This is a genomic window from Johnsonella ignava ATCC 51276, from assembly GCF_000235445.1.
GTDB classification, from domain to species: domain Bacteria; phylum Bacillota; class Clostridia; order Lachnospirales; family Lachnospiraceae; genus Johnsonella; species Johnsonella ignava.
The window spans coordinates 27985-48413 of the sequence record NZ_JH378833.1 but is presented as its reverse complement, the minus strand read 5'-3'; the positions used below and the strand labels follow the sequence as shown (position 1 = coordinate 48413).

Annotated in this window: 18 protein-coding genes; 14 read left to right on the top strand and 4 right to left on the bottom strand. The window is 36.7% G+C overall.

Features of this window, described 5'->3' with window-relative positions:
* Positions 1-105: 105 nt before the first annotated feature.
* Positions 106-312 (top strand): hypothetical protein, encoded by a 207-nt coding sequence (locus HMPREF9333_RS07385; RefSeq protein ID WP_005541062.1) that lies wholly within the window; start codon positions 106-108, stop codon positions 310-312.
* A 152-nt stretch (positions 313-464) separates the two neighbouring features.
* On the opposite strand, the gene HMPREF9333_RS07380 is transcribed toward HMPREF9333_RS07385, so the two are convergent.
* Complete coding sequence (locus HMPREF9333_RS07380) at positions 465-1175, bottom strand: AIM24 family protein (protein WP_005541060.1); 711 nt, start codon at positions 1173-1175, stop codon at positions 465-467.
* Between the two features lie 75 nt (positions 1176-1250).
* Positions 1251-2168 (bottom strand): TerD family protein, encoded by a 918-nt coding sequence (locus HMPREF9333_RS07375; RefSeq protein ID WP_005541058.1) that lies wholly within the window; start codon positions 2166-2168, stop codon positions 1251-1253.
* A gap of 354 nt (positions 2169-2522) precedes the next feature.
* Here HMPREF9333_RS07375 and HMPREF9333_RS13500 point away from each other — a divergent pair, with 354 nt between their 5' ends.
* A complete protein-coding gene (locus tag HMPREF9333_RS13500; RefSeq protein WP_050798125.1) occupies positions 2523-4892 on the top strand; it encodes an N-acetylmuramoyl-L-alanine amidase family protein in 2370 nt (789 codons plus the stop codon).
* A 254-nt stretch (positions 4893-5146) separates the two neighbouring features.
* Here HMPREF9333_RS13500 and HMPREF9333_RS07365 read toward each other — a convergent pair whose 3' ends face one another.
* Both HMPREF9333_RS07365 and hpf read right to left on the bottom strand, forming a co-directional pair.
* Positions 5147-6340 (bottom strand): hypothetical protein, encoded by a 1194-nt coding sequence (locus HMPREF9333_RS07365; RefSeq protein WP_040882585.1) that lies wholly within the window; start codon positions 6338-6340, stop codon positions 5147-5149.
* Between the two features lie 110 nt (positions 6341-6450).
* Positions 6451-6984, bottom strand: a complete 534-nt coding sequence (gene hpf / locus HMPREF9333_RS07360; protein WP_005541051.1) for a ribosome hibernation-promoting factor, HPF/YfiA family — start codon at positions 6982-6984, stop codon at positions 6451-6453.
* Between the two features lie 476 nt (positions 6985-7460).
* On the opposite strand from hpf, the gene secA reads away from it, so the two are divergent.
* The 12 genes from secA to ispD all read left to right on the top strand — a co-directional run bounded on the left by secA (position 7461) and on the right by ispD (position 20373).
* On the top strand, positions 7461-10031 hold the full coding sequence (gene secA, locus HMPREF9333_RS07355; RefSeq protein WP_005541049.1) for a preprotein translocase subunit SecA: 2571 nt from the start codon (positions 7461-7463) through the stop codon (positions 10029-10031).
* Between the two features lie 79 nt (positions 10032-10110).
* Positions 10111-11251 (top strand): peptide chain release factor 2 gene (gene prfB, locus HMPREF9333_RS07350; RefSeq protein ID WP_156797306.1). Its coding sequence is split into 2 segments (ribosomal slippage): positions 10111-10185 and positions 10187-11251, totalling 1140 coding nucleotides; the frame shifts between segments, so codons are not numbered across the junction.
* A gap of 106 nt (positions 11252-11357) precedes the next feature.
* Positions 11358-11801, top strand: coding sequence for an ACT domain-containing protein (locus HMPREF9333_RS07345; RefSeq protein ID WP_005541045.1), 444 nt, complete (start codon positions 11358-11360; stop codon positions 11799-11801).
* 5 nt (positions 11802-11806) lie between these two features.
* Complete coding sequence (locus HMPREF9333_RS07340; protein WP_040882583.1) at positions 11807-13018, top strand: homoserine dehydrogenase; 1212 nt, start codon at positions 11807-11809, stop codon at positions 13016-13018.
* A 36-nt stretch (positions 13019-13054) separates the two neighbouring features.
* On the top strand, positions 13055-15202 hold the full coding sequence (locus HMPREF9333_RS07335; protein ID WP_005541040.1) for a Tex family protein: 2148 nt from the start codon (positions 13055-13057) through the stop codon (positions 15200-15202).
* A gap of 56 nt (positions 15203-15258) precedes the next feature.
* Positions 15259-15810, top strand: coding sequence for a YcxB family protein (locus HMPREF9333_RS07330; RefSeq protein WP_005541037.1), 552 nt, complete (start codon positions 15259-15261; stop codon positions 15808-15810).
* Between the two features lie 4 nt (positions 15811-15814).
* On the top strand, positions 15815-16240 hold the full coding sequence (gene tsaE / locus HMPREF9333_RS07325) for a tRNA (adenosine(37)-N6)-threonylcarbamoyltransferase complex ATPase subunit type 1 TsaE (protein WP_005541035.1): 426 nt from the start codon (positions 15815-15817) through the stop codon (positions 16238-16240).
* Positions 16241-16282: 42 nt separating this feature from the next.
* Positions 16283-16978, top strand: coding sequence for a tRNA (adenosine(37)-N6)-threonylcarbamoyltransferase complex dimerization subunit type 1 TsaB (gene tsaB, locus HMPREF9333_RS07320; RefSeq protein ID WP_005541033.1), 696 nt, complete (start codon positions 16283-16285; stop codon positions 16976-16978).
* Position 16979: 1 nt separating this feature from the next.
* A complete protein-coding gene (gene rimI / locus HMPREF9333_RS07315) occupies positions 16980-17420 on the top strand; it encodes a ribosomal protein S18-alanine N-acetyltransferase (RefSeq protein WP_005541031.1) in 441 nt (146 codons plus the stop codon).
* Between the two features lie 18 nt (positions 17421-17438).
* Entirely contained in the window at positions 17439-18350 is a 912-nt protein-coding gene (locus tag HMPREF9333_RS07310) for a ribonuclease Z (protein WP_005541030.1), read from the top strand.
* Between the two features lie 192 nt (positions 18351-18542).
* Positions 18543-19652 (top strand): tRNA (adenosine(37)-N6)-threonylcarbamoyltransferase complex transferase subunit TsaD, encoded by a 1110-nt coding sequence (gene tsaD, locus HMPREF9333_RS07305; RefSeq protein ID WP_005541028.1) that lies wholly within the window; start codon positions 18543-18545, stop codon positions 19650-19652.
* 4 nt (positions 19653-19656) lie between these two features.
* Positions 19657-20373 (top strand): 2-C-methyl-D-erythritol 4-phosphate cytidylyltransferase, encoded by a 717-nt coding sequence (ispD, locus tag HMPREF9333_RS07300; RefSeq protein ID WP_005541026.1) that lies wholly within the window; start codon positions 19657-19659, stop codon positions 20371-20373.
* Positions 20374-20429: the final 56 nt, after the last annotated feature.

Sequence of the window (20429 nt, the reverse complement as noted above, 5' to 3'; positions counted from 1 at the left end):
ATGCAGATAATTTATTATAAAAAAGCATATTTATATTGCATTTAAATATTTTATATGCTAATGTAAAGTATAAAATTTTTTTAAAGTCGAAAGGAGATTGCAGGAATGGTGATTTTGTTAGTTATGATACTTGGATTCACAATAGGTATTTTAAGACATTTTATAAGAAAAGGCTCATATGGTTTATGGAATGCTGCAATGCATGATAAAAATTCAGCAGATAATAATATGAGTCATAACAATACCTACAGTTCGGGTAGTAATGGAACTTATAATAACGTTGCTCATAATGATGAAGAAAATAGTATATAAAAAATACGATAACACTAATAAAGTGTACAAAAAGGTAAAACTTAAATTAAAGTTATTACAATTTGAATAATTTAGTAATATCGCCGCTGTCCATAATCAGGTAATTTATGGATAGCGGCGATATTTTTAAATAAGGGTAAGATATGTATAATTTAATCTATACCTACTTTTATACCTCCTTTTCTTTCAGAAGGCTGTAAAAGCACTGAGACAGGCTGTGCCCCCGACCACTCGAATGCATAAGATTCTCCGGAATGCTGACCTATTATATTCTTCCATGACAGACGGTCAAGCATTACTTGAGGATCTCCGTAATTATTCTGACTCATCCAGCATATAACCGCATCAGGGTCAACCGATATAGTTTCATGATTTGATATATTGCTAAGTACAAGAGGGTTGCCGTCTGAAAGCATAGCAACATAGGCATTAGGACCCTTTCCCGTAAGAGTGGAAGTTGCAAAGCCTTTCTGAGATATAATTCCGACTCCTATAAAGCGTACCTTATAATCACAATCCTGTGTAAAAGCAAGTATATTTTCAGACTCAACAGATACGATTTCTCCGGGACTTAATTTATATACAACAACGTGCTGCCCGTAGTTTGCATAGTATGTAATTGAATCTCCATTCATACTTACTTTCATAAGAGGCAGGTTTTCACCTGTGGCATGTCGTATAAAGGAGCCTATGGCAGCCTGAAGAAAATCATTCTGAGGACCAAGCATCAATTTTTCAAAAGTATAATTTTTGCCATTCATACTTTCACCTGCAATAAATGATCCTTTTTTTGCAAATAAGACATCGCTGCCTTTACAGGTTACTTTAAGGGTAAGTTCGTTTATAATTTCAAATAATAACATAATTGTTTATTCCTCCATTTTAAATAAAATATTTTATGCAATTGTGAAATGCTAAAAACCGTATAAAACCTGATGTTATTCAACGTTTACGCCGTAAAGTCCGCATAATCCGTTAAGATCTTTTGCAACCCCGTTACCTATCGCATTAAATTTCCAGCTTCCGTTATGCAGGTATAACTCTCCTATCATCATTGATATGACATTTTGGTAGTAGTCGGTCATTTTAAAGCTTATAAGTTCATTTCCGGAGTTAAAGTCAAGTATCCTTATATATGCATCATATACCATGCTGAAGTTAAGGTGTTTTGCAAAAGCCTCATTTATCGTAAGAACAAATACTATTTTTGCAGTATCTTTATTAAGTTTTGAAAAATCTATTGATATATATTGGCGGTCAATATTGTCCTGAGGAGTAAAATTAAGACTTTTATCAGGGCTCTCGGTCTGACCGTAAAATACGAACCATTCATCTCCTATGACTTTTGAATTCTTTCCAAGCATAAAAGCGGAGACATCAATATCACATTCAGGATTTTTTACATTCCAACCAAGGCAAACCTTTAGTTTTGTAATTCTGCCGGATTCATCAAGGATTACTTTTTGTCCTTTCTGTACAGGCTTTTTAAGCTGCGGCAGAGGTTTTGCCTCTGTAGAACAGTTTGTCTGATTTGAGTGAGACATACCGTTTTGACTTTGATTTAACTGAAAACGATTGTCAGGCATAACAGGTGCAGTCTGACCGGCTGCAGCTGCATGCTGCATGTTGCCGACCTGATTTGTTGCAGCTGCATGTTGCATATTGCCGACCTGATTTGTTGCAGCCGAATGCGGCATATTGCCGACCTGATTATTTTGCTGTTTATAAGCTTGAGTTTTCGGCAGATTTATATTTGTAATATTATTGCTCTCAACAGCGGTACCTGTAGTATTATTGAGATTATTTAAATCGGTACTGCTTATAGGTGAGGATGATTTCATTGGAATATTATTCATATATCTTCCCTCAAATAATAAAATATTGTAATTTTTTATATAGATATTATCAGTAAAATATCTATGTATGTAATAAAGTAAAATTTAAAAAATAAAATATAGATTGTATTTTTTATAACTTGTAAATTATAGCATATAAGTGTAAATTTAACAATAAAACATAAAAAATTATAATATATAACTTTGAAACTCATATAAAGTTATAATCCGGAGTAATTTTTATATAGACTTATTTTTTATAATGATATAATTATATTTTTTATTGACAAGTAAAGCGATTATGCTAGAATATGTTTTGCATAACTGGTTAGCAATGGCTAACACAAAAATAAAATTAATAAAGGGAGAATTAGTATGTTGAAAAAAAGTTTATTAGCTTTAATGATGCTGTCGTGCTTTATGTCCGGGGCTTTGTCGAATATAAAACAAGCTTATGCAGATGAACAGGCAGGAGGTACTGTATATGCACAGTCGGATATAAAAGAAGAAAAGATGGATCTGGAGTGGGCTAAATCCCATAGTAAGGCTCAGATTATATCAATTGATCATACAAAAGTACAGGGAGATATATATGTTTATGCAGTTACTGTAAGGAAAAACAGATTAAACAATTCACGTGATGTGTTACTATATGCTGAATGTAAGATTCCTGTAAGTTCACAGGATTTTGGCGGTCCCGATGAGTACGAGGGAAAACTTTATCTGCCACAGGATACTAACTATGTAAAATATAATGGTGGATATATAAAGAGCTGGCTTATGTGGGCAAAAGAGGATACCAATTCTAAATATGATAAAAAGATTTTTAAGGCTGAAGGACTTGCTGCTGATTCAACCATTACGGTTACCGGAGATAATATAACCCTTGTTCTTGATGATGAAGAATTTACTGTGAACATAGATGATGAAGCGGTAATAATAGACACTGCACCTCTTGATGAGGCGATAGTTGAGCATTGGAATGAATACAGTGCGGCAAAGAATGCAGGACTTGAGATTGAAGAAAATACTGAAAATGCATATCTTGAAAAAAATGAAGAAGCCCGTAAGTTAATTGAAAAGGCGAAGCAGAATAATGCGGCTGTTACAAATAATGAGCTTGAGTCGATGAGAAAGGCTTTAAATGAAGCCTTTTCAGCTATGACGCCTAAGCCTTTTGATAAGCATGTATTAAGTGAAGCAATAAAAATTGCCGATGAAAAAATAGCGTTAAACGGAAGCAACGGTAAAAGATATACAAAGGATTCCTATGACCCGTTTATAAGAGCTTATGCAATTGCAAAAGAGTATATGGAACTTAAGGATTTAAAATCAATTGTTCCAAGTCAGGAGGCTGGTCCTATAACAACGCATAGAGATATAGCAGTTGCAGCTGAAAATTTAAATAATAAAGCACAGGAGCTTGTATGGGAAGATTATAAAGAAGTAGATACTTCCGGACTTGAAGAATTGTATTACAAGGCAGTTGATAAGATAATTGCAGGAAGCAGAGGATATACTACAGAGAGCAGGACAGTATTTTATAGAGAACTTGAAAATGCGGGAAAAATTATTTTTGATAAAAATTATGCAACCAAAGAAGATGTTGATAAGGCTATAAAGGATCTTAATGAAGCTTTTGAGGGACTTAAAGAAGAAAGTCTTGACAGCAGCAAAAAATTTAATATTACTATGAAGTATATACATCCCTCAAAAGATGCCGTTTCAGATAAGATTAAGGAATATTTCAGGGATAGTGAAGGGCATGATATAGAGGACAGGGTTGAAGCGTTATTAGGAGAAGAATATGTTATAAATATTGATAATGTAAGGAGATTTTCCGGATATAAGCTTCGCTCATTCCATTACGGTGCAGATGACGGAACTCTTGGTCTTGTAAAAATTATAAGAAATAAAGAAGGAAAGCAGTTTGCGGTCTTTAAGGCTAATACGGCAAACCTTGAGGCAGGTACCGCACTGGTACTGTATTATGAAGAAGGTTCTGATGGACCCGACAGTAAACCTGAACAGCCGGATAAGAAACCTGATGCACCCGACAATAAACCTGAACAACCGGATAAAAAACCTGATGTACCCGACAATAAACCTGAACAGCCGGATAAGAAACCGAATGTACCTGATAATAAGCCTGAACAGCCTAATAAGAAACCTGAACAACCTAATAATAAATCAGACCTGACTGATAAAAAACCTGATGTACCGAATAACAATTCTAATAAGGCCGGTAGCGGTGCAAATAATAATACAAGCGGTGGCTCAGGTGGCAGCAGTAGAGGCGGCAATGGCAGCAGCAGAAGCGGTAGCGGCAGTGGAGGTTCATCTGCAGGCTTACAAACATTTAACAGGATCTCATCAAACTCTGTAAATATTACACCTGACAAAACTCTTGTAAATGCTCAGGGAGATGTACCCGGAGAGTGGATTAAAAATTCAAAGGGCTGGTGGTATAAACTTAAAGTGCAGGGTCAGGAATATGCTAAAAACCAGTGGGTAATTATAAAACATAAATGGTATATATTTGATAAAGAAGGATATATGCTTACATCATGGCAGTCTGTAAATAATAAATGGTATTTTGTTCATGCTTCAGGGGAAATGGCAGAAAATATATGGATAGAATCAAATGGCAGATGGTATTATGTAAAAGCGGATGGAAGTATGGCAGTTAATGAAACTACACCTGACGGGTATAGAGTAAATGCTTCCGGAGAGTGGATAAAATAATTATTGCGATAAAGTATTTATTGTAGATTGGGTTATATAGTTATATTGTGTTTATTGACGAGTTTGTAATTTATAACATGTATATAAATAAAATCCGGCTTATATGATATGTGCCTGAAATTCAGGGAACATATTTATAAGCCGGGTTTTATTGTTTAAATTTTGCTGTCTTAATATTAAAACCGGAAATATATATTGTTTATATCAACGTTTCGTTTATATTTTACTTTCTGTATATTGTCAGAGTGTTTTAATTACAAAGTATTTGGTATGGTTATATGTACAAAATATAAAGTACTGATTATAAATATAATGAAGCTTAATAAAAAACCTATAACTACCGGCGATATACCTCCTGTAACTTTATAAACATCGTATTTATAATTAAGTTCATAATAATCATCATAAGGAGAGTCGAAATCTGCATTTTCGTGCATATAAGGATACTGCTGATACATAGGGTATCCGGGTTTATTACAGCCATATCCCGGAGCGCCATATCTCGGCTCACCGTTAAAACCGTTTTCGGGATTTTGCAACGGATGGCTATTATAACCCTCTCCGTTATAACTGTTACTGTTATATCCGCCTGAATTGTATCTGTTATTGCCGCTATTAAAACCGCCGCCTTTATTTATGTAGACACCACTTTTGCCGTTAAAGCTGTTGACATTATTCCTATATGTATCATTGCTGCCGTTAAAGCTGCCGTCCTTATGCCTGTAGGGAGCATTGCCGCTATTAAAGCCGCCGTCCCTATGAATATAGGTATCATTTCTGTTATTAAAGCCGCTGCCATTATGCCTGTAACTGTCATTATATCCATTACCGTGATAACCGCTGCCGGTACTGTTATAAGCTCTGTCATAATAGCCGTTATTATTATGCTGCATGCGGTTAGCGGTATTTACATTGCCGCTGTTATAAGTATTATGAAGATTACGGTAATTGCCGATATTTCTGTCAGCAGGATAATCACGGTTTTTATGGATGCTTTGCTGATTATAATTTGCTGTACGGTTATTTATATGATTATAATTGTTATATGTATGAGGATCATTTCGGTAATAATTGTCATGTTCTCTGCGGTTTTGATAACCGCATCCCGTATTTTTGCCGCTGATTGAAGTGTAGAGATTTTGCTTTCCCGTACTTCCCGGTAAATCCGGTGATTCTTTATAATAACCGGCTGGATTTTTTTGAATATTGCCGGTGAAATTTTGTGTAGCGGGTGTAGCAGGCACAGCAGGTGTAACGGGTACAGTTGAAGCATTATTTAATGTATTATGCATTGCCGAAGTTAGCTCAGTGCCGATTGAGTCATTTTTTGCATGGACTTGTTCATTTCCGGAATGTGATTTTATATCATTCACCAAAAGTGCAGATTTGCATTTAATGCAATATTTATTAAAAGCGGGATTGTCAATCCCGCATTTAGGACAAATCATAGATCCTCCTGAGTTTTTAAATATAATATATAATAACCAGGAACTGTTAAATTATGTTTTAACAGAACGCAATTTAAATTATAAAACAATTTTCTGATAAATACGGTCTATCAAAATTCCGGCTCAATAAGCCCGTAGGTTCCGTTTTTTCTTTTATAAACAACACTTACGCTGCCGGTTTCAGAGTTTATAAATACATAAAAACTATGGTTAAGAAGTTCCATCTGGAGACATGCTTCTTCAGCATCCATAGGTTTAATACTGAACCTTTTGATTTTAGCGATATTTATCTCATCACTTTCTTCTGTATCATAATCTTCCTTAAGGAAAAAATCTGAAAAAGGAATGACATCGTGTTTTTTATCAACAAGTTTATTTTTATATCGCTTAATCTGTTTCTCTATTATGTCCTGGATTGCATCTATACTTGAATACATATCCTGACTCTCCTGTTCAGCACGGATAAAGCCTTTATTTGTAGGGATTGTAACCTCTATCTTCTGGCTGTCTTTTTGAACTATAAGGGTAGCCCTTACTTCAGTATCATCAGTAAAGTACTTTTCAAGCTTTGAAAACTTATGCTTAACTGCTTCCCTAAGAGACGGTGTAACCTCTATATTCTTACCTGTAATAATGTAACGCATATATACAAACTCCTTTCGTTATTTTTTATATTTATATTATAGCATATAATGTACCAAAGCACAATAAAACCGCAAGTTCTTAACTATTCATCAAAAGCTTTTATAGTATATATACTAAATTACATATTAAATCAGTTTTTATTTGTATAATAGGTTTAGGAGAGATTTTTTGGAGGTTTTTAAAATTTTAAAAGAAAGCACATTGACATAAATATATCTATAATTATATACTTGATTCAAATATTTTGACTTTCAGGGAGGCATTTATGTTTTTACGAAAATTAAATAAGTGTAAATTTTTTATTAATTCATCGACTTTAGATTGAAGTTAATCTCCTCAAGTGATAAAATATACAGGTTAGTTATGCGTGAATATACAAAATATACTTTCACACATTGCACTGCAGATAAATGCTGCATTATTATTTTATGAAAATATTTTAGAACAGTTTTAAAAATACATGGAGATAAATTAAATGAATTTAATAGAAAAGATATTCGGAACACATAGTGAAAGGGAACTTAAGATAATAGACCCCACAGTCAAAAAAATTGAAGCATTAAAAGAAACGATGGTAAAACTTACTGATGATGAGCTTAAGGAAAATACCGTAAAGTTTAAAGAGAGGCTTGCTGCAGGAGAAACTCTTGATGACATACTTCCTGAAGCGTATGCTACTGTCAGGGAAGCGGCAAGACGAGTACGCAATATGGAGCACTTTCCGGTACAGCTTATAGGAGGTGTAGTAATTCATCAAGGGCGTATAGCCGAAATGAGGACCGGTGAGGGAAAAACTCTTGTATCAACATGTCCGGCTTATCTAAATGCACTTTCAGGCAAACCGGTACATATAGTTACGGTAAATGATTATCTTGCAAATCGTGATGCCGAATGGATGGGTGAAATTCACAGATTTTTAGGTCTTAGTGTAGGTGTGGTGCTTAATCATATGGACAGCGTTGAAAGAAAGGCACAGTATGCCTGTGATATAACATATGTTACAAATAATGAGCTGGGGTTTGACTATCTTAGGGACAACATGGCTGCTTATAAAGATCAAAGAGTTTTAAGAGGGCTTGAATATGCAATTATAGATGAGGTCGATTCAGTACTTATAGATGAAGCCAGAACTCCTCTTATAATATCAGGTCAGTCAGGCAAATCTACAAAGATATATGAAGTATGCAATATATGTGCACTGCAGCTTGAAAGAGGTGAAGCAAGCGGCGAGTTTACAAAAATGAATGCTATAATGGGTGAAGATATAGAAGAAACCGGTGATTTTATAGTAAATGAAAAAGATAAGGTTGTGAACCTTACTGAAGAAGGTGTTGCAAAAGTTGAAAAATTCTTCAATATAGAGAATCTTGCAGATGCCGATAATCTTGAAATACAGCACGGCATAATACTTGCACTGCGTGCAAATAATCTGATGTTTCGTGATAAGGATTATGTAGTAAAGGACGGAGAGGTTCTTATAGTTGATGAATTTACAGGTCGTATAATGCCGGGCAGGCGGTATTCTGACGGGTTACATCAGGCAATAGAGGCAAAGGAACATGTAAATGTCAGAAGAGAGTCAAAGACTCTTGCGACTATAACTTTCCAGAATTTCTTTAATAAGTTTACTAAAAAAGCCGGTATGACCGGTACTGCACTTACTGAAGAAAAGGAATTTAGAAATACTTACGGTATGGATGTAATTGCCATCCCTACAAATGTACCTGTAATAAGGGTAGACCATGAAGATGCCGTTTATAAAAGTAAAAAAGAAAAATTTAAGGCTGTGATTGAGGATATAAAGGCGACACATGAAAAAGGACAACCTGTACTTGTAGGTACAATTACAATTGAGACCTCTGAGATGCTTTCAGGTATGCTTAAAAAAGAGGGTGTTGCACATACAGTCTTAAATGCAAAATTCCATGAAAAAGAGGCTGAGATAGTTGCCGGTGCCGGAGCACACGGTGCTGTTACCATAGCGACAAATATGGCAGGAAGAGGTACTGATATACAGCTTGACAGTGATGCCAAACTTGCAGGAGGACTTAAGATAATAGGTACTGAAAGGCATGAGGCGAGACGTATTGATAATCAGCTGAGAGGTCGTTCCGGTCGTCAGGGAGATCCGGGAGAATCAAGGTTTTATATATCACTTGAAGATGATCTTATGAGACTTTTCGGTTCAGAAAGGCTTATAAAGATATTTGAATCTCTGGGTGTGCCTGACGGTGAGCAGATAGAACACAGGATGCTTTCAAATGCCATTGAAAGAGCACAGATGAAGATAGAAAATAATAACTACGGCATTCGTGAGAATCTGCTTAAGTATGATGAGGTAAATAATGAGCAGAGGGAAGTTATATATGAGGAGAGAAATAAGGTTCTTGAGGGCGATAATATGCGTCCTACTATTATGAGGATGGTAAATGACATAGTTGAGCATGCGGTCGATATGTCTATCTCTGATGATTTAACTCCGCAAAACTGGGATTATAAGGAATTAAATGAGCTTCTTATACCCATTATCCCTTTAAAGCCTGTAAAATATGAAGAAGATATGGAGTCTATGAAAAAGAATGAGCTTGCACACAGGCTTAAAGAGGAGGCGGTAAAGCTTTATGAAGAAAAGGAAGCGGAGTTTCCTTCAGGTGATCAGGTTCGTGAGCTTGAGAGGTTTGTACTTCTTAAAGTCATAGACAATAAATGGATGAACCATATAGACGATATGGAACAGCTGCGTCAGGGCATAGGACTTCAGTCGCTTGGACAAAGAGATCCGTTAGTTGAATATAAGATAAGTGCATATGAGATGTTTGACGAGATGACCGCAGGTATAACTGAAGATACTGTAAAACTGCTTTATCATGCAAGGATTGAGCAGAGTGTTGAAAGAGAACCTGCTGCAGAGATTACAGGTACAAATAAGGATGATTCGCTTGCAAAAACTCCTATAAGGAAAAAAGATGCAAAACCCTATCCTAATGATCCGTGCCCATGTGGAAGCGGAAAAAAATATAAACAGTGCTGCGGAAGGGGTAATTAGTTTATTGCATAAAATAATTCCGGATTAACAGACTATCGGAAATTATTTATATTATAAAAATATGAAAGAAGGTGAAACCGTGGTTGAACTAGATCAATTTAAATATATTTGGTCAACTTATCAGAAACCATTGGCGGAAGTGAGGGATTCACTTTGACCTTGAAAACAAGTCAAGGCGTATAGATGAATTAAATAAAGCAATGGAAGAACCGGGGTTTTGGGAGAACTCCGAGAGTTCGACAAAAACACTCAGAGAATTAAAAAATCTTAAAGCCGGTATAGAGGAATATAAAAATCTTGAAAATCTTTATGAAGAGATAGAGGTACTTATAGAGCTTGGCTATGAGGAAGAGGACAGGACAGTACTTGGAGAGATAGAAAATCTTATAAATGAACTGGGTGAAAAACTTGATGAGGTAAAGACAAAAACGCTGCTTTCAGGTCCTTATGACAGCTGTTCGGCTATAATCAAGCTTAATGCAGGTGTTGGCGGGACCGAAGCCTGCGATTGGTGCAGCATACTTTACAGAATGTATACAAGATGGGCACAATCAAAATCATACAGCATAGAAGTGCTTGATTTTCTTGACGGTGAGGAGGCAGGCATTAAATCAGTTACTGTACAGGTAAATGGTGAAAATGCCTATGGCTATTTAAAAGGTGAACACGGCATACACAGGCTTGTAAGGATCTCACCGTTTAATGCGGCAGGGAAAAGACAGACTTCATTTGTATCATGTGATGTGATGCCTGATATAGAGGAAGATATTGATATAGATTTAAATCCCGATGATATAAAAATTGATACCTTTAGAGCAAGCGGTGCAGGTGGACAGCATGTCAATAAGACATCTTCCGCCGTCAGGATGACACATATACCCACAGGAGTTGTGGTGCAGTGTCAGAATGAAAGGAGCCAGCTCAGAAATAAAGAAAAGGCGCTCCAGATCCTTAAGGCAAAACTTCTGATAATAAAACAGCAGGCTAATGTTGAAAAGCTCTCTGATATAAGGGGAGATGTAAAGGAGATAGGTTGGAGCAGTCAGATACGTTCGTATGTTATGCAGCCGTATACTATGGTAAAAGATCATCGGACTGCATGTGAAAGTTCAAACGTATCCGCTGTGCTTGACGGAGGGATCGATGATTTCATAAGTGCCTATCTTACATGGTTGAGTTTGGGGTCTCCTAAGAGAACTGATGATAGCGGTATTGATTAGGAATATGGTCATAGGATTTTTATTAATAAAGGCTGCATCCGGTGTTTGCTGTATGTATGGCGACGCAGCCTAATTGGCGTGTTTATTTTTTGGGAGGGGAAAATATATGACGATAGAAAGTAAATACTATCTTGTAAAAAAAAGGGCGGTGCCTGAGGTGCTTGTGAAAGTGCTTGAGGTTAAACGTCTTCTTGACTTGGATAAAAATTTAAGAATAACTGAAGCAGTGCAAAGATGCGGCTTAAGCAGGAGCTCATATTATAAATATAAAGATGATATCCTTCCTTTTTATGATGATTTAAAAGGAAAGACACTTACAATTGCCATGCAGATGCTTGATAAACCTGGATTATTGTCCGAACTTTTGCATCTTGTGGCTGATTTTAATGCAAATATATTGACAATACACCAGTCAATACCTGTTAACGGAGTGGCTTCAATTTCATTGTCAGTGGAGGTGCTTGAAGAAACGGGAAATATAGATAATATGATAAGAGATATTGAAGACTGCAGCGGAATATATGATGTAAAAATACTTGCAAGGAAGTGATAGATATGATAAAGATTGCAATAATGGGTTTTGGAACCGTAGGTTCCGGGGTTTATGAGATATTGGAAAAGAATCGTGAGCTTATAAATCGAAAACTCGGGGAGGATATAGAGGTAAAAACAATACTTGGCAGGCGGCTTTTTTCGGAGAATGATATTTCAAAAAAGATTGTTAAAGAGTTTGAAAAAATTGAAGAAGATCCTGAGATAGAACTTGTAGTTGAGACTATGGGAGGTACAACTCCGGCATATGAGTATATAAAAAGGAGCTTGCTTGCTAAAAAACATGTAGTAACAGCCAATAAAGCGGTAGTTGCCGCACATGGAACCGAACTTTTGAAAATAGCACATGAATGTGGAGTAAACTTTTTATTTGAGGCAAGTGTAGGCGGAGGTATACCTATAATAAGAGGACTTTTTTCATCACTTGCAGGGGAAAATATAAAGGAAATTTCAGGCATACTTAACGGTACAACTAATTACATACTTACAAAGATGGATCAGGAGGGTTCTGAATTTGAGGATGCACTTGGTGCCGCCCAGGAATACGGTTATGCTGAAAGAGAGCCTGAAGCTGATGTGGAAGGCTATGACACCTGTCGCAAGGTTGCAATACTTGCTTCAATAGCTACCGGACTGGAGGTGGCTTATGAGGATATATATACTGAGGGTATTACAAAGGTTGATAAGATAGATTTTGAGTATGCACAAAAGATGGGCACATCTATAAAACTTTTTGGAGGGATGTTTATAGATGACGGAAAACTTTATTCCTATGTATGTCCTATGATAATATCATCATCAGATCCGCTTTATATGGTTAAGTCGGTTTATAATGCAGTGATGATTGAAGGTCATACACTTGGAAAAACTATGTTTTACGGAAGCGGTGCAGGGAAATATCCCACTGCAAGTGCAGTTGTAGCAGATGTACTTTCAGTTTTTAAGAAAAACAACGGTTTTAAGCCATACTGGTCTGAAGAAAGAGCTTATGTTGAAGATATGGACAAGACCTCACACCGGTATTTTGTAAGGTTTCAGGGAAGAAATGAGGAAGATATAGCTCACTGTGAGAGGGCATTTGGTAAATCAAGATCAGTCTATCTTGAGGGCAAGGATGAATTTGCTATATTAACAGGATATATGAGAGAAAAAGATTTTAAAGCTGTACTTGAAGGTACAAAAGGGATGATTAAATTTATAAGGGCAAGGATCTAGAAAAAGCCACAAAAAATCTGTATTTTTGGAAGTATTATGGACATAGTAAATATATTAGCCTGTGAGCTTGATGTAAAAACCTCACAGGTGCAGGCGGCAGTCAAATTAATTGATGAAGGCAATACAATACCTTTTATAGCAAGGTATAGGAAAGAAATGACAGGCTCTTTAAATGATGAGGTTTTAAGGAATCTGAATGAAAGGCTTGGGCAGCTTAGAAATCTGTCTGAAAGGATGGAACAGGTTATAGCGGCTCTTGATGAGCAGGGAGTTTTGGACGATGAGCTTAAAAATCGTATTTTAAATGCCTCCGCCTTAGTTGAAGTTGAGGATCTTTACAGACCTTACAGACCTAAAAAAAGGACAAGGGCTTCGACAGCAAGGGAAAAAGGGCTTGAAGGGCTTTCGGATATAATACTTGCACAGGAAATCACATACCCGGTTACAGAGGCTGCCGCTGCATTTATATCGGATAAAGAGGGGTTGGAGGTTGAAGATGAAAAGGCGGCAATCGCAGGCGCACTTGATATAATTGCAGAAAAAATCTCTGACAATGCGGATTTCAGGGCGAGGATAAGACGTGATATTATGAGGGACGGTACTATATCCTCACAGGCAAAAGATAAAGAAGAGACAAGTGTGTATGAAAATTATTACAGCTTTGAAGAAAGTGCATGCAGATGTGCAGGGCATAGGATTCTTGCCATAAACAGGGGAGAAAAGGAAAAGGTTCTTAATGTAAAGATAAATACCCCTGAAGATGTAATAATTAATTTTCTTGAAAGACAGATTATTAAAAATAACAACAGCTTCACAGAGCCTTATATAAAAGAGGCTGTTTCAGATTCATATAAAAGACTGATGCAGCCCGCTATTGAAAGAGAAATTAGAAACGAACTTACTTTGAGGGCTGAAACAGGGGCTATAAGGGTTTTTGGTGAAAATCTCAAACAGCTTCTTATGCAGCCGCCGGTAAAGGGAAAGGTGGTTTTGGGCTGGGACCCGGCATTTAGAACAGGCTGTAAACTGGCTGTTGTAGATGAAAACGGTAAAGTGCTTGAAACGGTTGTGATATATCCAACAGCACCGCAAAATAAAACTAAAGAAGCAAAAGAAGTGCTGGAAAAGCTTATTAAAAAGCATAATATATCGCTTATTTCAGTAGGAAACGGAACGGCTTCAAGAGAATCGGAGGCATTTATTGCCGGCTTTTTAAAAGAGCTTGGTGAAGATATAAAATATATAATTGTAAATGAAGCCGGAGCGAGTGTATATTCCGCCGGTAAACTTGCTGCCGAGGAATTTCCGCATTTTGATGTAGGAGCAAGAAGTGCGGTATCAATAGCGAGGAGAGTTCAGGATCCTCTTGCCGAACTTGTAAAGATAGATCCTAAATCAATAGGTGTAGGGCAGTACCAACACGATATGAACCAGAGGTATTTGAATGAAACTCTTGTAAATGTGGTTGAAGATTGTGTAAATAAGGTGGGTGTTGATTTAAATACCGCATCGGTTTCACTCCTTGAATATATCTCGGGTATAAATAAGACTATAGCAAGAAATATAGTTTCTTACAGGGAGGAAAACGGAGGTTTTAAAACAAGAAAACAGCTTTTGAAAGTACCTAAGCTGGGACCTAAATCTTTTGAGCAGTGTGCAGGATTTTTAAGAATATCTTCAGGGGATGAGCCGCTTGATTTTACAAGTGTACATCCCGAATCATATGCTGCGGCAAAGGAACTGCTTAAAATACTGGGATATGAGCTTTCACAGCTTAAACATGGCGGTGTAAAAGGTATATCAAAAAAGATTGTTGATTATAAAAAAATCTCAAAGGAGCTGGGCATAGGAGAAGTAACTTTGGCAGATATAGCTGATGAACTTGAAAAACCTGCCAGAGATCCTAGAGATGAGATGCCTAAACCTATATTAAGGACTGATGTACTTAGTATTGATGATCTTAAGGAAGGCATGATTTTAAAGGGCACTGTAAGGAATGTAATTGATTTCGGTGCATTTATAGATATAGGGGTACATCAGGACGGGTTGGTACATATATCTCAAATGTCAGACAAATATATAAAGCATCCGCTTGAGGTGCTGAGTATAGGGGATATAATTGAGGTAAAGGTAATTAAAATAGATGCTGCAAAAAAAAGGATAGGACTTACAATGCTGTTTTAACTTTTTGTTATATAGTCTATTTCCTTACAATATTAATATATAGGCTTATGAAGGTAATGCATAATATTACAAAAGACAAAGAAAATAAAGATAAAAAAGACGGCATAAGTCTTGATATAAAATTAAATGTAAATGATATCTGGCTTTTTTCAATGTACAATGCCAACAGAGGTATGCTTGGCATTTTTAATCTTTCTTTTACATTGGCAGCCATATATATGCTGATGATCAATATAAGCAGTTCTGATATTCCTATGAAGCTGTTGTTTGTATTTTTTATACTGCTGTTCAGTGTAATACAGCCTGCTATGTTGTACTTAAAGGCTTTTAAGCAGGCGAAAAACAACCATATAAAAGACGGATTTAAAATAATATTTGATGAAAGCGGTTTTGAGGTATTTCAGTCAGGACAGAGTCTTAAATTTGAGTGGAATATGGTTTATAAAAGTGCTGCAACAAATACTATGATTATTATATTTTTAAATAATATAAGGGCTTATCTTATACCGAAAAGGTATTTGAATAAAGATAATTACAGACTTAAGGAGCTTATAAAGAGTAAGACGAGGGTCAGTTTTTTTACACGTTTTACTAACGGTTTTAAATAAATATATGATATATGACAGTTTTTCATATGAAAACACTTTAAGGTTTGCATATGATTTTTCAAAGTATATAAAAGGCGGAACCGTGATATGCCTTGACGGTGAGATAGGTGCGGGAAAGACGGTATTTGCAAAAGGTTTTGCTCTTGGACTGGGTATAGATGATGATATAGTAAGCCCCACTTTTACTATAATGCAGGTGTATGACGGAGGCAGACTGCCTTTGTATCATTTTGATGCGTACCGTATATCGGATTCCGATGAGATGTATGAGATAGGCTTTGAGGATTATTTATTCGGCAGCGGAGTATGTATTATTGAGTGGTCAGAGCTTATAGAGAATATAATTCCCGATTTTGCCATAAAGATAAGAATTGATAGAGATGTTCAAAAAGGACTTGATTATAGACGGATTACAGTTGAGGGGTTATAAATTTATATTAAATTATCAATATGAAAGGTTCCTGTTTATAACATGAAAATACTTGCGGTTGAAAGCTCTTCACTTGTGGCATCGGCAGCTGTTTGGGAAGACGATGTAATAAAGGCAGAGTATACTTTAAATAATAAAAAGACACATTCACAGACACTGCTTCCCATGATAGATTCTGTACTTAAAAGTTCCGATACGGATGTTTCAGAGATTGATGCCATAGCCGTTTCATCAGGTCCGGGCTCTTTTACAGGGCTGAGGATAGGAGCGGCGACGGCAAAAGGGCTTGGAATGGCACTTGGAAAACCTCTGATAGCAGTTCCTACACTTGATATGACGGCATATAATATATTTAAAAGCCATGCACTTATATGCCCTATAATGGATGCAAGGAGAAATCAGGTTTATACAGGATTTTATAAAAATGAAAGTGATTTTGAGGTAATAAAACAATCATTTGCCGCCGATATAAAAGAAGTGCTTTATGAACTTGAAAGCCTGGGTGATGAAGTAATATTTTTAGGAGACGGGGTTCCTGTGTATAAGGAATTTATAAAAAATCATTTTGCATGTCCATACGCTTTTGCACCCGCATATATGAACAGACAGAGGGCAGGTACGCTTGCATGTCTCGGGGCAAAATATTACAGACAGGGAAAGGTTGTAAGTGCACAAAGCATGGTGCCTGAGTATTTGAGAAAAAGCCAGGCGGAAAGAGAAATGGAGTCAAAACACTAAAATGTGGATAAGACAGATGCTTGCAGAAGATATTAAGGATATAGCATACATAGAAAAGGAATGTTTTAAAGAGCCGTGGTCCGAAAAGATAATAGAAGAAATGTATAAAAACAGCTATGATTTTATTGAGATGGCACAGGAGAGTACAAAGACCATAGGTTATGCAAATATAAGGATACTCGCTCCGGAAGCTGAGCTAATGAGACTTGCGGTACTAAAGGAAAGAAGAAATGAGGGAACGGCACAGCTATTATTAAATAAAATTCTGCTTATATGCAAATGTAAGGGAGTATCAGTTGTAAGGCTTGAGGTCAGAAGGGACAATGAGCCTGCAACTGCTCTTTATAAAAAATTCGGATTTGTACAAAATGGAATAAGAAAAGATTACTATTCGCATCCCACAGAGGATGCGATATTAATGGAAAAGATTTTAAATAATTAGAATGAGGTGATTAAATTTATGTTGGACATATGTCTGCTTGGTACCGGCGGTATGATGCCGCTGCCATACAGATGGCTGACTTCAATGATGGCAAGATGTAAAGGAAGCAACCTTTTGATAGACTGCGGCGAAGGTACACAGATAGCTTTAAGTCAAAAGGGTTGGAGCCCGAGACCGATAGATGTAATATGCTTTACACATTATCATGCAGATCATATAGGCGGCTTGCCGGGGCTTTTGCTTACACTTGGCAATGCACAGAGGATTGAACCTGTAACCCTCATAGGTCCTAAAGGATTATGCAGGGTTGTAGGTGCATTAAGAAGTATTGCACCTGAGCTTCCTTTTGAAATAGTATATAAGGAAATAGAAGAAAAAGAGGAAGTTTTTTATATAGGTCCCTATAAAATAGAAGCATTTAAGGTGGAACACAGGATATTATGCTACGGCTATACCATAAGCATACCGAGAAAAGGGCGGTTTAACGCACTGAAAGCGAAAGAGCTGAATATACCGTTAAAATTTTGGAATAAACTGCAAAATGGAGAGAGTATTGAGGATATCAGCGGCATATACACACCTGATATGGTTATGGGACCTGAAAGAAGAGGTCTTAAGGTATGCTACTGCACTGATACAAGACCTGTACCTGTGATTGAAAAATATGCACAGGGGGCGGATTTATTTATATGTGAGGGTATGTATGGTGAGGACGGTAAGGAGGAGAATGCCAGGGAACATAAGCATATGACTATGTATGAGGCGGCGGAAATAGCAAAAAAAGCACAACCTAAAATGCTTTGGCTTACACATTACAGCCCGTCTATGAATAAACCTGATGAGTACCTTGATGATCTTCGCAAAATATTTCCATATACAAAAACCCCAAGAGACGGCTGGAGCCTTGAGCTTGGCTTTGATGACGAATGATACCGCCTGGATTTGATATTTACTTTATAATATACTTTATTATAAAGTAATATATTTGATTATAAAGTCTTTAACCGGAAATGTATAGCTATAAGATATTCAGCTATAAGATATTCAGCTATAAGATATTCAGTTATAAGATATTAAACTATAAAATATTTATATATAAAACAATGAAAACAGCAGGTAATTATGGGAAGCAATTCTTATATAAATGATAAACTTAAGGATGATATCGGAGGGGAGGGCTGTTTAACCGGCAGCGTTAAAAAAGAAGCCGGCGGCAATATATGTATACTTGCAGTTGAAACCTCCTGTGATGAAACTGCCGCAGCAGTTGTTAAAAACGGAAAAACGGTGCTTTCAAATGTAATATCATCACAGATAGAGCTTCATACCGTTTATGGTGGAGTAGTACCTGAACTTGCATCAAGAAACCATATAGAAAAGATAAATTATGTTATTGCACAGGCACTTTCAGATGCTGACATTAAAGTTTCCGAGATTGATGCGGTCGCAGTAACCTGCGGTCCCGGACTTGTAGGGGCGCTTCTGGTAGGCGTTGCCCACGCAAAGGCATTTGCCTATGCACTGAAAAAGCCGCTTATAGGAGTACATCATATAGAGGGACATATAGCTGCAAACTATATAGAACATGATATTAAACCGCCGTTTTTATGTCTTGTAGTTTCAGGCGGACACACACAGCTTGCGGCAGTAAAAGACTATACGGATATAGAAATCATAGGAAAAACCTGTGATGATGCCGCAGGGGAAGCCTTTGACAAGGTTGCAAGAAGTATAGGACTTGGCTATCCGGGAGGTCCTAAGATAGATGCGGAGGCAAAAAAAGGCGATCCCTATGCGATAGTATTTCCAAAAGCAAAGGTTGCCAAGTCGGAATATGATTTCAGCTTTTCAGGAGTAAAATCTGCGGTATTAAACTATCTAAACAGTGTAAATATGAGGGGCAAAGCTGTAAATACTGCCGATGTTGCGGCTTCATTTCAAAAATCGGTAGTTGAAGTTCTGGTGGAGCATACTGTTAAAGCCGCACATGATTATGGATTTAAACAGGCGGCGATGGCAGGAGGAGTAGCCGCAAACAGTCTGCTGAGAGAAACTATGAAAAAAACATGTGATGAAAACGGTATTAAGCTTTATTATCCCTCACCTGTATACTGCACAGATAATGCGGCTATGATAGGAGCTGCCGCTTACTATGATTTTTTGAACGGGAAAAGAAGCGGATTGGATTTAAATGCCTTTCCGGCATTAAAACTGGGTGAAAAGGTAGAATAAGACAATGCAAAGCATAAAAACTCTTGCAATTATACTGGCAGCAGGCAGCGGAAGCAGAATGCAGATGGAAGTACCTAAGCAGTACCTTCATTTAAACGGTATACCTATGATGGTTTATAGCCTGAAAACTTTTGAAGAAAGCTGTGTTGATGATATAGCGGTGGCAGTGCCTGAAGATGATATAGAGTATGTAGATAAAAATATTATAAAGAAATATGGTATATCTAAAGTTCTGTATATATCAAAAGGCGGCAAGAGCAGGTATGAATCGGTATATAATGCCTTGCTTCACCCGGCTGTTTTGAAAAAAAAGTATGATCTTGTGCTTATACATGATGCTGCAAGACCGGCTGTAAGTAAGAACATAATTGAGAATTCCATAAAAGGCGGACTTAAATTTAAAGCCTATGTACCTGCCGTACTTTCAAAAGATACTGTAAAGATTGCTGATGAGAATGGTTTTTCACGGCTTACTCCGGACAGAAAAGATATATATTGTATACAAACTCCTCAGGCATTTTCTTATGAGCTGTGTAAAAATGCTTACAGAAAGCTTTTTGAGGCGGGAGATTTTAGAGGTGTAACGGATGATGCCGCAGTGATTGAAAAAATGACGGATATAAAAGTTAAACTGGGATATGGTGAATATACCAATATAAAAGTTACAACCTCGGAGGATGTGGAAATAATTGAGATGTTTTTAAAAAAATATATTATTTAAAATGCTCGTTCAATAAACAAATATGCCGGAATTTTTCAAAATCCGGGCATATTTGT

Excerpts from the sequence above, each read along its gene's own strand:
- HMPREF9333_RS07385 (WP_005541062.1), top strand. The coding sequence starts at position 106 with ATGGTGATTTTGTTAGTTATGATACTTGGATTCACAATAGGTATTTTA.
- HMPREF9333_RS07380 (WP_005541060.1), bottom strand. The coding sequence starts at position 1,175 with ATGTTATTATTTGAAATTATAAACGAACTTACCCTTAAAGTAACCTGT.
- HMPREF9333_RS07375 (WP_005541058.1), bottom strand. The coding sequence starts at position 2,168 with ATGAATAATATTCCAATGAAATCATCCTCACCTATAAGCAGTACCGAT.
- HMPREF9333_RS13500 (WP_050798125.1), top strand. The coding sequence starts at position 2,523 with ATGTTGAAAAAAAGTTTATTAGCTTTAATGATGCTGTCGTGCTTTATG.
- HMPREF9333_RS07365 (WP_040882585.1), bottom strand. The coding sequence starts at position 6,340 with ATGATTTGTCCTAAATGCGGGATTGACAATCCCGCTTTTAATAAATAT.
- hpf (WP_005541051.1), bottom strand. The coding sequence starts at position 6,984 with ATGCGTTACATTATTACAGGTAAGAATATAGAGGTTACACCGTCTCTT.
- secA (WP_005541049.1), top strand. The coding sequence starts at position 7,461 with ATGAATTTAATAGAAAAGATATTCGGAACACATAGTGAAAGGGAACTT.
- HMPREF9333_RS07345 (WP_005541045.1), top strand. The coding sequence starts at position 11,358 with ATGACGATAGAAAGTAAATACTATCTTGTAAAAAAAAGGGCGGTGCCT.
- HMPREF9333_RS07340 (WP_040882583.1), top strand. The coding sequence starts at position 11,807 with ATGATAAAGATTGCAATAATGGGTTTTGGAACCGTAGGTTCCGGGGTT.
- HMPREF9333_RS07335 (WP_005541040.1), top strand. The coding sequence starts at position 13,055 with ATGGACATAGTAAATATATTAGCCTGTGAGCTTGATGTAAAAACCTCA.
- HMPREF9333_RS07330 (WP_005541037.1), top strand. The coding sequence starts at position 15,259 with ATGCATAATATTACAAAAGACAAAGAAAATAAAGATAAAAAAGACGGC.
- tsaE (WP_005541035.1), top strand. The coding sequence starts at position 15,815 with ATGATATATGACAGTTTTTCATATGAAAACACTTTAAGGTTTGCATAT.
- tsaB (WP_005541033.1), top strand. The coding sequence starts at position 16,283 with ATGAAAATACTTGCGGTTGAAAGCTCTTCACTTGTGGCATCGGCAGCT.
- rimI (WP_005541031.1), top strand. The coding sequence starts at position 16,980 with ATGTGGATAAGACAGATGCTTGCAGAAGATATTAAGGATATAGCATAC.
- HMPREF9333_RS07310 (WP_005541030.1), top strand. The coding sequence starts at position 17,439 with ATGTTGGACATATGTCTGCTTGGTACCGGCGGTATGATGCCGCTGCCA.
- tsaD (WP_005541028.1), top strand. The coding sequence starts at position 18,543 with ATGGGAAGCAATTCTTATATAAATGATAAACTTAAGGATGATATCGGA.
- ispD (WP_005541026.1), top strand. The coding sequence starts at position 19,657 with ATGCAAAGCATAAAAACTCTTGCAATTATACTGGCAGCAGGCAGCGGA.